Below are 15,845 nucleotides of genomic sequence, written 5' to 3' on the forward strand. Positions count from 1 at the left end.
CCTTTAGAGGCGGATGCCGCACTCCCCCAATAAGTCATTCCCATGGAGGACGTGATGAGAGACCTGAAATCGAACGCAAAACAGGCATCGATGCCACGACATATCAAAAGAACTGGCCAAGAAATCTCGGGCTGGCTGTTCTGCCTCCCTATGATTGTGATTTTGGGACTATTCCTTTTCGTCCCCATCGTCATGGCACTGTGGGTCAGCTTCTCCGATTGGGCCGGCAGAGGGTCGCCGTTCGCCAACGGAGTGGACTTCATCGGCCTGAAAAACTACCAAGACATCCTTGTGACGGACGGTCTTGCCAAAAGTGATTTCGGTACGGCCATCAGGAACAACGCATGGTACACGCTGCTGGTAGTGCCGCTGCAAACCGTCATCAGCCTACTACTGGCCGTTTTGCTCAATCGTAAGATTCTCAAAGCACGCAGCTTCTTCCGCACCGCTTTCTACTTCCCATCAGTCACCAGTTCGGTGGCGATCACCGTACTGTGGCTATTCCTGTTCAACGCATCCGGTAGCATCAACGCGATGCTCAACTGGTTCGGAGTCAAAGGTCCGAATTGGTTCCATGACCCGCGCGGACTGGTACACATTCTGCTGTCTTGCTTCGGCATCGACAATGGACCGGCCGCACTTACGCAACACGGACTCCTCGGCATCAGTTGGTGGGATTGGCTTTCCGGACCGTCGGTTGCCATGTTCGCGATCATCCTCATGGTCATCTTCACAACGTCTGGAACGTTCATGCTGATGTTCATCGCCGCACTGCAGAACATCGGTGACGCAACCGAGGAAGCTGCAATCATGGACGGAGCGAATTCGTGGCAGAGACTATGGGAAGTGACCGTTCCACAGCTTAAGCCGACCATCTTCACCGTAATCACCTTGGGCATCATCGGCACCTGGCAGGTGTTCGACCAAATCTACACCGGCACGCAGGGAGGGCCAGCGAAGACCACTCTCACCCCTGCCTACCTCTCGTACAGCGCGGCGTTCAACAGCCAAGAGTGGGGACGAGGCGCAGCCATCAGCTTTGTGCTGTTCGCCATCATCGTCGTCATGACTTGGGCACAAAACCAAATCATGAAGGATCGGAAGCTTTCCCGCAAGCAGAAAGCCGACTACGAGGCAATGAAGCGTGAAGCCCGAAGCATGCCCCGGGACGAAGTCATGTCCCTGAGGATGACAAGAAAGGAGACCATGAAATGAAAATCAGGCAATCATGGTTCAAGCGCCTGTTCCACAGCGGCGTCCTGTTCTACATCCTTCTCGTCGCCTTGGCGCTGGTATATATTCTGCCGTTCATCATCCAGATTGCGACATCGTTCAAAACGGATGCGGAGGCCACTGCGAACCCGCTTTCTCTCATTCCTGCGACGTTGACGAACGCGTCGTATCGGAAGCTTTTCCTTAATTCCGATTTCCCCGTCTGGTTCAAAAATTCGATTATTGTGACTATTGCCGTCACGGCCGGTAGGGTGTTCTTCGATTCGCTCGCCGGATACGCGCTTTCCCGAATCGAATTCCGCGGCAGGAACGTCATCTTCGCGTTGCTGATGGCCGTGATGAGCGTACCGGCGGTCGTTCTGCTCATCCCGAAGTTTCTCATCATCAAAACACTGGGAATCTACGATAGCTATGCGGGCATGATCTTTCCGCTGCTGGTTGACGCATCAGGCGTGTTCATCATGAGGAACTTCTTCGAATCGATTCCCCGGTCCGTCGAAGAGCAGGCGATGATCGATAGAGCCGGCATGTTCCGCATCTTCTGGTCTGTCGTACTGCCCATGGCCCGACCGGCGCTCGTAACCATATCCATCCTGTCCTTCCAAGGATCATGGAACGAACTGTCGCACTTCATCGTCTCCACCCAGTCCTCGGAGCTGACGACCTTAACGAAAGGTGTCGCCTCCTTGGCTAGCGGCCAACTTTCCGCAGGAAACCAATATCCCGTAAAACTCGCAGCGGCAGTCATCATGACGATTCCCGTGGCGATTCTCTTCTTCATCTTCCAGAAGAAAATCATGAACACGTCCGAGGGTTCAGTCAAGGAATAATTTCAATCGCAACAAAAACGGAGTTACCAATGGCAGCACTAAACGATGGATATCCTCGCCAACCGTGGATGCACGATATGAACGTTCTGGTGTACGCACCAGCGCAACTATGGGCCGACCGAGATGGAAAGATCAATGGATCATCCACGCATGCAGGATCACCCAGTATAGCGGGATTCTACGTGGGAGACACGCGTATCATCTCCGACATCAACCTCGACGTGAACGGAGAAGAACCCGTCCGGGTGGCTTGGAACCAGACCGAGAAGGGACGTGGCCTTTCCTCCTGCATCGTGCGCAATATTGCCGGCCCTACCGTGGACCCCTGCATCTGCTGCGAAGAGGAACGAGTCGTCTCTCCTGACGGGCTCGCCATCACGGTGACGTTCCTCAACTCCAATGCGGATGATATCCAGATCGACTGCTCAATGATGTTCCGTATCGATATGTCCAACATGCAGGAGATTAAGGGCGGAAGTCCGTCATCGTCTAAAGCGGAGGGGCGCGTGAGCGTTTCATCCGACGGCACGGATAGTTTCGAAGCTTCATGCAACCCCGTCGCGATTAAGGTCCACGCCCCACATGCGGCCATACAGATTACAGGAACCGATGCCACGGTCGCATGGAATCTCGTCGTTCCGGCACGAGGTGAGGCTCGAGTAAGCATTAAGGCGCATATTGAAACGTCCAATATGGTTGTCGCCTCAGCCGAAACGGAATGCCCGTGGAAGAACATCCATCTCACCGCTTCGGACACACGTGTGCAAAGGTGGGTGAAGCAGTCTCTCCTCGATCTCGACGCACTTCGCATGGGCATCCCCGGTCATCCAGATAATGAGTTTCTTGCAGCAGGAGCTCCGTGGTTCTTCACCCTATTCGGCAGAGATTCCCTCTGGGCCGCAAGATTTATGCTTCCATTGACCACCCGCACCGCCATGGGTACCCTTCGGACGCTCGCACGCTTCCAGGCGACCGAACGCGATGAGACCACCAACGCCGACCCAGGCAAAATCATGCACGAGTTGCGAGCCGAGCCTTTGGTCTCGACCGGCGCTTTCTCACCGGATGGCATGTCACTGCCTCCGCTGTACTACGGAACCATCGATGCGACGCCTCTATGGATAACGCTTCTTGCAAAGGCTCTCGAATGGGGAGCCCCGGACGATCAGGTCGAGAATCTCCTTCCCAATCTTCAGGCGGCGCTGGCATGGTTACGCGACTATGGCGATTGCGACGGTGACGGTTTTCTCGAATATCTTGACCGCAGCGGGCAGGGCTTGAGCAACCAAGGGTGGAAGGATTCCGGTGACTCCATACGTTGGCACGATGGACGCATCGCCCACGGGCCAATAGCATTGTGCGAAGTGCAAGGGTACGCGTACCAGGCCGCGATGCTTGGCGCGGACGTACTGGACCACTTCCACGCGGAAGGTTCCGACGAATGGCGTGATTGGGCGGCCAGACTGAAGACGAGGTTCAACGAAACTTTCTGGGTGCATGACGAGAACGGACGTTATCCTGCCGTCGCTCTTGATGCCGATAAGCTCCCGGTCGATTCACTCACCAGCAACATAGGTCACCTTCTGGGCACAGGTATCCTCGACAAGCAGGGTGTCTACGATGTCGTCACACGCCTCTCCGATGCAGAGATGCTCAGTAGATACGGTATCCGCACCATGAGCTCCAAGGACAATGGTTTCTGGCCGCAAAGCTACCATTGTGGTTCCATCTGGGCGCACGACAGCGCGATAGTGATGCTGGGCATGTATGAGGAAGGCTACGTAGACGAGGCACTGCGAATCGCGGAAGGCCTGGTCAATGCCGCCGAGTCGTTCGGATATCAGATTCCCGAATTGTACTCAGGAGAATCATTCGAAGGCGGATCCTCACCATATCCGGCGGCATGCCATCCGCAGGCATGGTCAGCGTCATCCTCAGTGGCAGTGGTTTCGGTCCTGCTCGGCATTAAGCCTGATGGAACGATCAACCCCGCGGATTCTCCTCTTGCCTTGGGATTGAGTCTGGAACGATAGTCGCGCATGTCACCTTCAGTCAGCTGTGCTTGGTTACCTTCTCACCAAGGCGGAGGTAACCAAGCACAACGAAGGTGGACCATACGCAAAGCCCACTACCCTCGCCAATCCCGGCTGACGATGGTTTTGTTCATCTGATGAGAAGCGCCGCGTTCACGTAGGCAATCCCACAGATACGAAAGAACTATTCGACTGTTCTGAACACGATCTTCTAGCGGGCGCTCCTTTCCCGGATAATGATTGAGAACGCCGCCGCTCGCCAGGGCCGGATATGCCAGCATGACGGGGAAGACTACCGACGCGGCTGCGGTCTTTCACGCACCTTTGCCGTGACATAATCCGACTCGACCTTCCAGACGGTGACACTGCGGACCTGCTGGTCGGTGAATTCGACATGCTCCATGCCCGCCTGCTGCCTCATCAGCATCTCAAGCGCGAGACGAGATTCGTCCAGATCGCTGACGATGGAGGCGACACCGGTACCGACCACCGATTTGAAGGCCTCACCCCAATTGCACGGCACACGTCCCGCCACCACTTCACAATCGGTTTCCATCTCGAAGGCGACGGACAGCTTGTTGCCGGCGGCCTTGATGGCATCGATCTTACGGCCGATCGGCGCACTGTGGAAATAGAATGTCGGTCTGGTCGCATTTCCGATGCCTTCGGAGACATAGCCGAAGTTCATCGGCACTATGGTCAGCCCTTCTGCGTCCATGTAGGCGATGCGAATGATTTTGCAGGACGCGACGATTGCCGCAACCTGTGCCGGATCGGATACTTCGCGATCGGCGCGGCGCATCATTCGGTGCGCTCCCGCGGTTGTCCGCTCATCGTTACGTCGCGCCGTCATGCCGCAATCCTTTCGACTTGATGTTTCATTCCGTCTTGTCCACGTGTTCTTGTTCGGAGCCTGTCGTCAATGTTATCCCAATCGTCATGAAGACCCATGAAGACCTCGGCAGGCTCGTGTGGCGCATGGGAAAGTTCCGGGAATTCACCACGTGCCATGCCGGTGATCAACGTGGAAATGTCGGAGACCGGCAGATTGTCCTGTGCGAAGCGGCGCAACACATCGCTGTCGGACACGAAACCAACCACGGCACCCGTTTCGTTGACGATCGGCACGACCATGAGGAACTTGACGGTGATGCCCTTCCACACGGCGCGGTCGGTCTGTGCACAGAAGCGATTCATGATGGCGCGTGAGCTTGGCGTGCAGATGCATAGGTCGCAGATCATACCGATCACGTAGGCCAGCGGCCAGTTGAAGAATGCATAGCTCCATGCGGCGGTTCCGACGTCGCCGGTGCGTACGCCGTAGTTGAGTGCCGCCATCACGTAGATCATGATGGCCGACATGATGAAGCTGAAGAGAATGCCTTCCTTGCCGTTGCGGGGCATGATGAGGTTCCTTTCGTTATGTTGTGCGGTTGCGATTGCATCCGGCCCCACTTGTCTGTCCGTTAACTCGGACGGCGAGGGGGCGCATAACGAATGGTTCGAGATGGCGACTTCCTGGCAGGCGGATCGGCGTTGTTCACGTTGCATCCGTACGTCGGGGGCCGCTTGCAGGTTCCGTATTGTTCGCTGGGAGTTGGACAAGATCGTCGTGTCAAAACCGCACGGAATGGAAGCATGAGCGTATCACACATGTCCGAACGAGACCATCCCGCCATACCGGCAACCGCTCATAATCGTTGCAAATATTACTATTAAGCGGTTAATCACCATGAATTACAACTGTTATACTACGCACTTCAACAGTTATCATGAGTTGTGATACTGTTATATATAACAGCAGAACGGCAATCCGGTCGTTTGACCCTGTCACCAACAAAAGAGGCGCAGATTGAAACCGATCATCTCATCCACGTCAGGGGAACCGATTTACGAACAAATCAAGAATCAGATCCGCTCGGCGATTCTGTCGGGCGAACTCACGGACGGAGAGACACTCCCCTCCCTGCGCACACTTGCTAGGGAACTGCATGTCAGTGTGCTCACTATCACCAGGTCGTATGGCGAATTGGCCGACGAGGGGCTTGTGGAGAACGTGCAGGGCAAAGGCACTTTTGTAAAGGCCCATGGCAACGAGTTGATCAAGGAACGCGCCCGGGAACGTATCATGCAAGTGCTCCGGCAGACCGTCACCGCCGCCAAAGCCGCGGATATCGAACTGATCGACCTTCTTGGCATGTTCGAGAAGGCTTACAGGGAACAGTCATGAATGACGCCTTGCCTCTAGTCTGGCGCGGACTTCGGATGTTCGGTCCGAGAGGAAGGAACCGCACCTTTTCCGTTCAAAGCCGCCGCGGGGCGTCATGAAAGTCGAACATGACGCCGTCCGCGAGCTCGCAGATCTCGGACCAGTCGAGGTCGGAGGAATCGTCATGCATGGCCCACACCTTCATACCGACCGATTTGGCGGATCGCATGCCGACGAGCAGGTCTTCGAACACCGTGCAGTCCTCCGGCATGATACCAAGACGCGAGGCAGCCAACAGGTAGACGTCCGGCCGATCTTTGCCGACGTCGCCGGCATCGTCCACGCTGACGATCTCATTGAAATAGTCGAAGATTCCAACGTGCCGCATGGCCGGTTCACGCAATGCTGGCGGAAGCGAAGTGGCAACGGCCAGTCGAGCACCGCTATCGCGCAAACGCCGTAGGTATTCGCAGGCGAACGGCTTGGCCTCGACCACGGTGGAGTACATGACACGTGCCATGTCATCCCATTCCTGCATCAACTCTTCGGGAGTATCCTGCAGGCCGAAGCGTGCAATGGTGTATTCGGCGATCTGACGAAACTGCATGGCGGCGACTTTGGTCATGTAGTCATCGGGGACTTCAATGCCACGGCGTGACAGGAAGTCGATATCGACCTGATCCCACACACCCATGGAGTCAAGCAACGTGCCGTCAAGATCGAAAATCGCCGCCTTGCCCCGATTGATGCCAGTTTCAGCGGTTGCCGCCATGTCCGTTCTCCCCTCGATTTCAGTTCCCTACGCGAATTACGATTGCCCGTCTTGCCGCGATGCCGCATGCCTTTTACAGCACCGATGCCCGCAACAGCTCCTCGGCATGGTCGAGCGACGCTTCACTTTCGCTGCCCGACAGCATGCGTGCGATTTCATGCACCCGCTCGTCTCCGCTGACCTGCTTGATGGTGGTGACGACACCGCTCTCCCCTGCCGGCATGCCTTTAGAAACGACGTATTGCTCATCAGCCCAAGATGCCACCTGCGGCAGATGCGTGACGACGATGACCTGCGCGGACTGTGCGAGCTTGGCGAGACGAGCGCCCAGCTCAACGGCCGCCTTGCCGCCGACACCCGCATCGACTTCGTCGAAGATGAAGGTCATGGGAGGTACTGTCCCGCCAGCCACCACATGTCGTTCGGCGGCAACCAGTTCAAGTGCGAGCATGAGACGGCTCAGCTCACCGCCGGATGCGCTCTTGCCCATCGGCAGCCGCGGGGAACCCGGGAACGGGGTGAACAGGAATTCGATGTCGTCGCAACCGTTGGCATCCAATACGTCCGTCGAATCGGACCCGCCGTCGACGCGGGAATGCACACAGATTTCCAGCTTCGCGCCTCCCATGGCCAACGACGACAGTTCCTTCGTGACCTTGCCGGCCAGGTTCTCGGCGGCCGCCGCACGCAGTTTCGACAATGTCCGCGCCGCCTTCAACGCCTTACGGAACAGTTGGACTCGTTCCGTCTGTAGCTGCTCGACTTTTTCAGGAGATGCGTCAAGATCCTCCAAGTCGAATACGGCCTTGTCACGCCATGCGATGACGTCGGCAAGCGTCGGGCCCCAACGGCGAGTCAACTCGTCAAGTTCGTGAATGCGACCGTTGATGGAGTCAAGATCATCCACACTGCTTTCGTTGTCCACCTCACCGGAGAGCGTGAACACCACATCAGACAGGTCGGCGCCGATCGAATCCAACCGGTCGGCCAGATCGGAGAACACACCCTCCACATGAATGGATCGCAATGCCTGCGCCGCACGATCGATCAGTTCGGCGGCACTTGCGGCGTCGACGTCGTCACCGACCTGAGATGCATCCAACGCAGCCAACGCCGTGGCGGCACCCTGTGCGATTTCGGCTGCGTTTTCGATGCGGTCGCGTCGAGCGTGCAGTTCCTCACTTTCCCCCGGTTGTGGGTCGATGCGATTGATGCGTTCGATGGACTCACGAAGATAATCGGCCTGCTGCCTCATTGATGATTCCTGACTGGACAGTCGTTCCAGTCGCTCATCCATGGCGCGCAAGGCCTCCCACGCCCTGCCATAGGCGGCCATCGCCTCGTCGTTACCGGCGTAACGATCCAAGAATTCACGCTGTCGGGCGGGAGAAGCGATACGCAACTGGTCCGCCTGCCCATGGATGGTCACCAATTCAGACGCGACCGAATCAAGCACGGACCGTGGTACGCTCCGGCCCGACAGCATGCTGCGGGAGCGTCCGGAAGCCGGCACCTTGCGTGACAGGAACAGTTCACCGTCTTCCGGTTCGAATCCGGCCTCGCGAGCGGCGGCCACGGCCGCAACCGACGCGCCGACCTCGAACACGCCCTGCGCCCACGCCTCCTCGGCACCCACCGACACACGGCCTCCATCGGAAGGGCCGCCGGAAATCAGGCGAATCGCACTGAGCAGCATGGATTTGCCGGCTCCCGTCTCGCCGGTGATGGCCGTCATGCCGCCGGCCGGGGCGATCAATGCGGAACGGATAGGGCCAAGGTCGCGAATCTCAAGTTCTTCAAGCATGATCCGGTCTCACTCGCCGCCCGTCATATCCGCCATACCGTCAGCATGCTCCGTGCAGGCCGAGCCTTTCGGGAATACATGTCCATGATGAACGTCGCCGGTCTTACGGGCCTGTTCACGCCAGCCGACCACCGGCAGATCGAATTTCGTGACCAGACGGTTGGTAAAAGGCACTCCGGAAAGCCGGGCCAGCCTTAGCGTGCCCTTCGATTCACGCACTTCGATTCGGGTGCCCTTCGGCAGGGCCCGCTGCCGACGGCCGTCACAGCAGATCCAACCGTCCGACATGGAGTCGTCGAGAATGTCAATGGCGAACGTGGAGCCCGAACCGATGATCAAGGGTCTGGCGAACAACGCGTGGGCAGCCAGCGGAATCAACTGCAGTGCCTTGACGTTCGGCCACATCACCGGCCCACCCGCCGAAAACGCGTAGGCGGTCGACCCCGTCGGTGTGGACACGATCACGCCATCACAGCCGAAAGAGCTCATCTCCACGCCATCCACCCGAATCGACAGCTCCACCATTTTGCCGCGATCGGCACGTTCCAGCGTAATGTCATTCAGCGCCCAGTCCTCGATGGGCGCATCCGACCCCGGCAGCCACACGTCGGCATGCGCGATCATGCGCTCGTCGATGGAATAATCATGATCGGCGATTCTGCGGATCGCCTCACTCATCTGGAAGCTCTCGAATTCCGCGAGAAAACCGACATGTCCCAGATTGACGCCGAGAATCGGCACATCGGTGCAGTGCACCAGTTCGGCCGCACGCAAAATCGTGCCATCGCCACCCAGCACCACCACGATCTCCGTATCATCGGGCACTGCGGGAGGTTGACTACCGAAATCAGGCGCTTCCACGTTGTCGATGATCGACACCCGAAAGCCGGCCCGTGCAAGCTGCTCCACCGCCTCCTGCACCACCGTGCCGCTTTCGCGCAGACGACTATGCGTCACCACCACCGCATGCCGGGCATCGACCATCACAGACCCTTTCGACCAGAAGACGTCACCGACTCCAATACTAATCGAACAAATGAACGAAAACGAACGATCCGTGCCTGAAATTCGTGCGAGACCGGTCAGCGGGTCGCCCATTCGTCGCACATATGCCTACAATAGCTGATGAAAAGACGATTCCATATACATGCCGAAGGAGAGAGGAATACATGTCGAACCTCGTCTTTGACGAGTCCTCCTCCAACCGTGAGGCCTCGCATGGCTACGCCTGGTGGTTCTCGGGAGACACCTTCGAGAAAGCCATGGCAGAAGACCGCAAGCCCCGCAAACGCAGTCTCATGCACCGGCTGACCGCGCTTCCGGGACGGTTGACCATCATCTACTTCCTGCTACTGGTGGCAATCTCCACCAGTCTGCTCCTGACTCCGATCTCCACGCCACGGGGCGATACCACCGACTTCACCACCGCATTTTTCACCGCCGTTTCCGCAATCTCCACCTGCGGCATCTCCATCGTCAACTCCACCACGCATTGGACCACCTTCGGCCAGGCGGTGCTGATCTTCTCGGTGCAGATGGGCGGCCTGGGCGTCATGACCTTCGCCTCGCTCATCGCACTGGCGGTGAACCATCATCTCAAGGCTACGCAGCGACTGCTCACCGCCAACGAACTCGGCACCACGAAACTCGGCGAAATCAAGGGCGTACTCACCGTGGTCATCACCACCGCATTCGTCATCGAAGGCATCACGTTCATCGCACTGTTCCCCGGCTTGTACAAAATCAACCATGGCAATGTCCGTCACACATTGTGGGAATCGCTGTTCTTCGCCGTCATGGCATATAACAACGCCGGTTTCACGCCGGACGGCGCCGGTCTGCATGTCAACAACTGGGCCGTGGGACTGCCGATTCTCGCCAGCGCATTCTGCGGTACGCTCGGCTTCCCCGTCTTGCTCAATCTCATGCGTTCCTGGCGCATGCACAGGCCACCCAAGCGCTGGAGCCTGCACACCAAGCTCACCCTGATCACCACCTTCTGCATCGTAACCGCCTCACTCACCTGGTTCCTCATCGTGGAATGGAACAACAAGTCGCTGTTCCCCGGCAACAGTGTGGAACCCCGCTTGTGGCATGCCATGGTGGCGGCCGTCATGCCGCGAAGCTCCGGCTTCGACCTGTCGTGGATGCCACAAGTGAGCGATGCCACGAAAGTGTTCCTGAGCATCGTCATGTTCATCGGAGGTGGCAGTACCTCCACCGCAGGCGGCATCCGCGTAACCACCCTTGCCGTGATTCTGCTGGTATGCCGTGCCGCATTCACCGGCCGGAGGGAAATCAACGCCTTCCACCGCCGTATCCATACCCAGGCCGTCATGACCGCGGTCAGCGTCAGCACCGCCTGCCTCACCTTGGTGACCGTGGTATCAATGACGCTGATGATCATTACCGACTGCTCGCTATGCGACGCGTTATTCGACACATGCTCCGCTTTCGGTCTCGGCGGGTATTCCGTAGGCGTGGCCGACGCCGGCAATCCGGCGGCACTCTATGTGCTCGCCGCCACCATGTTCATCGGCAGACTCGGTCCGATGACCATCGCCTATGCCGTGTCGCGTCCACGCAATTTGGAGGCGGTACGCTACCCCACCGAGCAGATAGTGGTCGGCTGACGCAGACCATCCATATACTTGGACTTTGCAGAACACACAGTGGAAAGGGACACACGAAGAATCATGGCGAACAGCACCAGAAGCGTACTCGTGGTCGGATTGGGCCGTTTCGGCAGCTCCGTGGCCACCACGCTGGACATGATGGGTCAGGATGTGCTTGCCGTCGACAAGGATGGCGAACTGGTGAACCGCTGGTCATCGCAGATTCCCACCGTGCAGGCCGATATGACCGATGTGATGGCGTTGGAACAGATCAACGCCTCAGATTTCGACACGGCAGTCGTGGCCATCGGCGATAGCGTTGAGGCTTCCGTCATCACCGCCGGAAACCTGCTGGATGCCGGCATCTCCGATATCTGGGCGAAGTCCGTGTCGAAGGAGCATGCGCGTATTCTGCAGCGCATCGGCGCACGGCATATCATCAATGCGGAAACCGATGCCGGCAAGCGTGTCGGACATCTGGTCTCCGGCAATTATCTGGATTACATCGAGTTGGAAGGCGCCTACAACGTCGTCAAGATCCATACTCCCCCGCACGTGGTCGGCTATACCATCGGGGACGCACGCGTGCATGAACGTTTCGGCATCACCGTGGTCGGCATCAAATCGCCAGGCAAGGAATTCGAATACGGCTCGAAGGAACTGATCATGCATCGTAACGACGAGCTCATCATCATGGGCAAGCAGGATCAGATCGACCGATTCGCTCGCGGATAGTCTATGCCCGACTTATTTCACGGCATATAGCAGGTATTCGACGTTGCCGTGCATACCTTCGATCGGCGAAGGTCCGGTCGCGCGCACGTCAAGTCCGTTGGATTTCGCACAGGCAATGACATTTCGCAACGCCTGTTCGCGTAGTTTTTCGCTTTCGACGATGCCGTTCTTGCCGAGATTGCCTTTGCCGACCTCGAATTGCGGTTTGACGAGCAGTACGATCTGCGCATCATCGGCCGCGATTCGTGCAATCACCGGAATGACATAGGTCAGTGAGATGAAGGATACGTCGGAAACGATCATTTCCGGACGAAACGGCAGATCACCGACTTCGACGTCCCGTATGTTGACGCCACTCATTTCGATGATTCGGCCGTCGTTCGCGATTTTCGGATCAAGTTGCCCATGCCCGACATCCAATGCGATGACCTGTGCCGCACCATGACGGAGCAGCACGTCGCAGAATCCTCCGGTGGAGGCGCCGATATCAAGGCAACGTAAGCCTTTGGGAGGACGCAGCCCATCCTTGAAAAACAGATCGAAAGCGCCTACCAGCTTGTAGGCGCCACGCGAAACGTAGTCATCTCCCCTATCGGCGGCAATCACATCGTCGTCCGAGACCTTTGCCGATGCCTTGGAAACGACAACGCCGTTCACACTGACCTTGCCCTGGACGATCAGACGCTGAGCTTTCGACCTGCTGTCGGAGAGCCCTCGGTCCAGCAGGGCAAGGTCAAGGCGGACGGCATGTTGCGAATCGTTATGCTGCACTTGCTGCCAATCGTCAGTCGATGTGGAATTCCGGTACGGTGACGGCATTCAAGTCACGGCCGTTGTCGGCAGCTTCCCACATGGCGTTGCAGGCTGCACGAAGGCCGTCCACACTGGTGGCATCGTCGACTTCGAGTGCATTGCCGGCACATCCGGCCCGTACGCCACCACAAACCCAGGTACCGTCGGCGTTACGTTCCACAGCGGGCGCCGGCTCATTCAGCCCACGCAGGTCCTTGGCGATGAACGTCGGGCGCAGCTGCGCCGGGGCGAACATAAGTTCATGCGGATTGGTGACGCCGGTAAGCACCGCCAATGAATCGTAACCACCCCGATTACCGGCTTCGATATCGGTGTCGAGACGGTCGCCGATGGCGAGGCATAGTTCCTTGGCCACCGGTTCGGCGTCGTCATGCGCGGCGAGCAATCGTGCCTCGTCGTACATGGCGGATTCCGGTTTGCCCGCCGATGACACCGGTTCGACGCCGGTGGCGTTGATCACGGCCCTGATCATGGATCCGCACCCCGGGGCGATGCCGAGTTCACGCGGAATGGTGAGATCACGGTTGGTCACGAAATAGGTGGCGCCGTGTTCGACCGCATATGCGATCTGGGCCATCTCGTTCCATGACATATCCGGATACCAGCCCTGAATGGCCGCGACCGGCTTGTCTTCGGCGGAATCGACCACGACAAGACCCTGTTTGGCCACCTCCTCACGCAAGTGCCGTGCGCCGAGCACGAACACTTTGGCACCTGCAGGCACCTCACGGGCCACCATGCGGGCAGCCACCACGGAAGAGGTGATGACCTGCCATGGTTCGACGTCCAAGTCGAATCCTTTGAGCTGGTCGGCTACGACGGACTGCAGCCTAGACGAGTTGTTGGTGGTGTACTCCACCGTCATGCCCAGACGTTCCGCTTTGCGAATGTTCGCCGCCGCGTGCTCCACCGGGTTCTTGCCCCGGTACACCACGCCATCAAGGTCAAGCAACGCCAGCTTGTACGCTTCGCTTAGAGGCCGATTCGTGGACTTCAGCATGTGATCAACGTCACCTCACTCGTTGTCGGAGGATTCGTCGGAATCCTCCACATCGGGTTCGTCCGATGCGTCGGAATCCTCATCGGCTTCCTGCTCACGGGCCGGTTCGATATCCGATTCGGCACCCTCTACGGCTTCCTGGGCCGGCAGCTCAGTCTCGTCATCGGTTTCACCGTTGGCGTCGATGGCATCATCGGATGCTTCGTCGGAATCCTCATCCTCCGGAGCGTACTGGGCGTCCTCTTCGGTGATGCCCAGTACATCCATAAGTTCGTCGTTCAACTCCTGCATGTCATATTCGATGACCAAGTCATCCGAGGTCTCATCCATATCGGATTCGGCATACTGCAGTTCAAGTTTGTCGAGTAGCTGATCCAGCGCGATGGCTTCGTCGGTGCGTCCGGACTCTTCGAGGAAATACTGTTCGGCCTGCACCGCACGCATACGGTACTCACCCGCCAGACCCTTGGAACGACCCAGCTTGTGAACGATCTCAATGGCCTTGTCCCACATCTTGAGATCACCCAAAGCTCCCGCATACACGAGGAACATCTCAGCCTTGGCTTCGCCGCGCAGATACCTGGCATCATCGCTCATGGCGATTTCGATGGCCTTCTTCGGGTTGCCGAGGCCGCGCTCACAATCGGCGATGAACGGCAGATAATCCAAGAATCCATTCATACGGTAGGCCGTGCGGAACTCTTTCAACGCCAGCTTGTAATTGCCTTGACGGTAGGAGATGAAGGCCAGCGTCTCACGTGCGAAGTCGATACGGGATGCCTGACGGGCCACCCACTTGGCGTGCTCAAGGGCACCTTCCGGATTGCTCTCCTCCAACGTGTAGGCGGCAAGGATGTGCAGACCGATATTCTCCGCGTGCTCCTTGGACAAACCGCGCAGACGTTCACGATCTTCGGCGCTCAGCATGCGCCATTCGATGCTCTTCGGCATCTTGGGCTCATTGGGGCGACGATGCGTGTACGGATTCTGCGAGGGGAAGCTCATCGTGCCGTCGGAGTTACGACGCGGCTTCGACAGGTATTCACCGCGCTTGGCCTCGCGGTATTCCATCTTTTCTTCGCGGGTGAACTGCTTGGGATCTTCACCTGCGTTCCGCTGATCACGGTCCTTGCGGAAGTCTCGATGCTGGTCGTTGCGACGGAAGTCACGACGGCCGCCATCACGACGGTCATCGCGGTGGAAATCACGACGGCCACCGTTGCCGCGACGATCATCACGACGGTCACCATCACGACGGAAGCCACGATCGTTGCGACGCTCACCATCGCCACGACGGAAATCACGACGGTCATCGCGGTGGAAATCACGACGCTCACCATCACGACGATCGTCACGACGGAAATCACGACGCTCACCATCACGCTTGCGGAAATCGTGACGCTCACCGTCGCGACGATCATCACGACGGAAGCCACGATGCTCGCCATCACGCTGATAGCGCGGGCCGTCGTTGCCGCGACCGCCGCGGTAACCGCCGGAACGTTCACCGCCATTGCCGAACTTGCGAGGACCGCCGCGGAAGGAGCGACGCTCCTGACCTTCGCCATCACCATCGCGATGGAAGTCACGGTCACGACGGAATCCGCCGCCATTGCCCTTGCGGTAACCACCCTTACGGTCATCGTTACGGAAGCCACCGGACCTATGCCCATAGGACTTGCCGCCATCGCCACGCGGCTTGAACCCCTTGCCGCTACGGTTACCGGGCCGGCCCGAGCCGTAGGATTTGTGGTTGCCGTAGGACTTGCCGCGATTTGCGCGCTGTTCTTCTGCCATTCTT

General features: G+C 58.0%; 14 protein-coding genes. 6 read left to right on the forward strand and 8 right to left on the reverse strand.

Translation table 11 applies throughout. From position 1 onward, the window contains the following. The first annotated feature begins 156 nt into the window (after positions 1–156). The 3 genes from BBDE_RS06175 to BBDE_RS06185 are packed head-to-tail and all read left to right on the forward strand — an operon-like array spanning position 157 to position 4,096. Entirely contained in the window at positions 157–1,215 is a 1,059-nt protein-coding gene (locus BBDE_RS06175; RefSeq protein ID WP_230454363.1) for a carbohydrate ABC transporter permease, read from the forward strand. Then, positions 1,212–2,063 carry a carbohydrate ABC transporter permease gene (locus tag BBDE_RS06180; RefSeq protein WP_003839928.1) on the forward strand — a complete coding sequence of 284 codons (852 nt, stop codon included), beginning with the start codon at positions 1,212–1,214 and terminating at the stop codon, positions 2,061–2,063. Before BBDE_RS06175 ends, BBDE_RS06180 begins: the two co-directional genes overlap by 4 nt. A 29-nt stretch (positions 2,064–2,092) precedes the next feature. After that, positions 2,093–4,096: a glycogen debranching N-terminal domain-containing protein gene (locus tag BBDE_RS06185; protein WP_033488922.1), complete on the forward strand. Its 2,004-nt coding sequence runs from the start codon at positions 2,093–2,095 to the stop codon at positions 4,094–4,096. A gap of 292 nt (positions 4,097–4,388) precedes the next feature. Here BBDE_RS06185 and BBDE_RS06190 read toward each other — a convergent pair whose 3' ends face one another. Both BBDE_RS06190 and BBDE_RS11580 read right to left on the reverse strand, forming a co-directional pair. Further along, positions 4,389–4,949 (reverse strand): pyridoxamine 5'-phosphate oxidase family protein, encoded by a 561-nt coding sequence (locus tag BBDE_RS06190; protein ID WP_033488920.1) that lies wholly within the window; start codon positions 4,947–4,949, stop codon positions 4,389–4,391. Continuing rightward, on the reverse strand, positions 4,946–5,500 hold the full coding sequence (locus tag BBDE_RS11580; RefSeq protein WP_012902207.1) for a CBS domain-containing protein: 555 nt from the start codon (positions 5,498–5,500) through the stop codon (positions 4,946–4,948). Before BBDE_RS11580 ends, BBDE_RS06190 begins: the two co-directional genes overlap by 4 nt. 448 nt (positions 5,501–5,948) lie before the next feature. Here BBDE_RS11580 and BBDE_RS06200 point away from each other — a divergent pair, with 448 nt between their 5' ends. Further along, entirely contained in the window at positions 5,949–6,326 is a 378-nt protein-coding gene (locus tag BBDE_RS06200; RefSeq protein ID WP_003839915.1) for a GntR family transcriptional regulator, read from the forward strand. A 73-nt stretch (positions 6,327–6,399) separates the two neighbouring features. On the opposite strand, the gene BBDE_RS06205 is transcribed toward BBDE_RS06200, so the two are convergent. From BBDE_RS06205 to BBDE_RS06215, 3 genes are all read right to left on the reverse strand, one after another. After that, on the reverse strand, positions 6,400–7,077 hold the full coding sequence (locus tag BBDE_RS06205) for an HAD family hydrolase (RefSeq protein ID WP_003839913.1): 678 nt from the start codon (positions 7,075–7,077) through the stop codon (positions 6,400–6,402). 73 nt (positions 7,078–7,150) lie between these two features. After that, entirely contained in the window at positions 7,151–8,881 is a 1,731-nt protein-coding gene (gene recN / locus BBDE_RS06210) for a DNA repair protein RecN (protein ID WP_003839912.1), read from the reverse strand. A gap of 9 nt (positions 8,882–8,890) precedes the next feature. Then, positions 8,891–9,865, reverse strand: a complete 975-nt coding sequence (locus BBDE_RS06215; protein WP_003843608.1) for an NAD kinase — start codon at positions 9,863–9,865, stop codon at positions 8,891–8,893. Between the two features lie 185 nt (positions 9,866–10,050). On the opposite strand from BBDE_RS06215, the gene BBDE_RS06220 reads away from it, so the two are divergent. Together BBDE_RS06220 and BBDE_RS06225 are read left to right on the forward strand one after the other, a co-directional pair. Continuing rightward, positions 10,051–11,514, forward strand: a complete 1,464-nt coding sequence (locus BBDE_RS06220; RefSeq protein WP_003839908.1) for a potassium transporter TrkG — start codon at positions 10,051–10,053, stop codon at positions 11,512–11,514. A 63-nt stretch (positions 11,515–11,577) separates the two neighbouring features. Continuing rightward, positions 11,578–12,231: a potassium channel family protein gene (locus tag BBDE_RS06225; protein WP_003839906.1), complete on the forward strand. Its 654-nt coding sequence runs from the start codon at positions 11,578–11,580 to the stop codon at positions 12,229–12,231. A 12-nt stretch (positions 12,232–12,243) separates the two neighbouring features. Here BBDE_RS06225 and BBDE_RS06230 read toward each other — a convergent pair whose 3' ends face one another. From BBDE_RS06230 to BBDE_RS11105, 3 genes are read right to left on the reverse strand one after another with little or no spacing between them, the layout of a single operon-like run. Beyond that, positions 12,244–13,002 (reverse strand): TlyA family RNA methyltransferase, encoded by a 759-nt coding sequence (locus BBDE_RS06230; protein WP_003839904.1) that lies wholly within the window; start codon positions 13,000–13,002, stop codon positions 12,244–12,246. Between the two features lie 13 nt (positions 13,003–13,015). Beyond that, positions 13,016–14,044 (reverse strand): HAD-IIA family hydrolase, encoded by a 1,029-nt coding sequence (locus tag BBDE_RS06235; protein ID WP_003839903.1) that lies wholly within the window; start codon positions 14,042–14,044, stop codon positions 13,016–13,018. A gap of 15 nt (positions 14,045–14,059) precedes the next feature. Continuing rightward, positions 14,060–15,841, reverse strand: a complete 1,782-nt coding sequence (locus BBDE_RS11105) for a tetratricopeptide repeat protein (RefSeq protein WP_074695872.1) — start codon at positions 15,839–15,841, stop codon at positions 14,060–14,062. Positions 15,842–15,845 lie beyond the last annotated feature (4 nt).

Source organism: Bifidobacterium dentium JCM 1195 = DSM 20436, assembly GCF_001042595.1.
GTDB lineage: Bacteria > Actinomycetota > Actinomycetes > Actinomycetales > Bifidobacteriaceae > Bifidobacterium > Bifidobacterium dentium.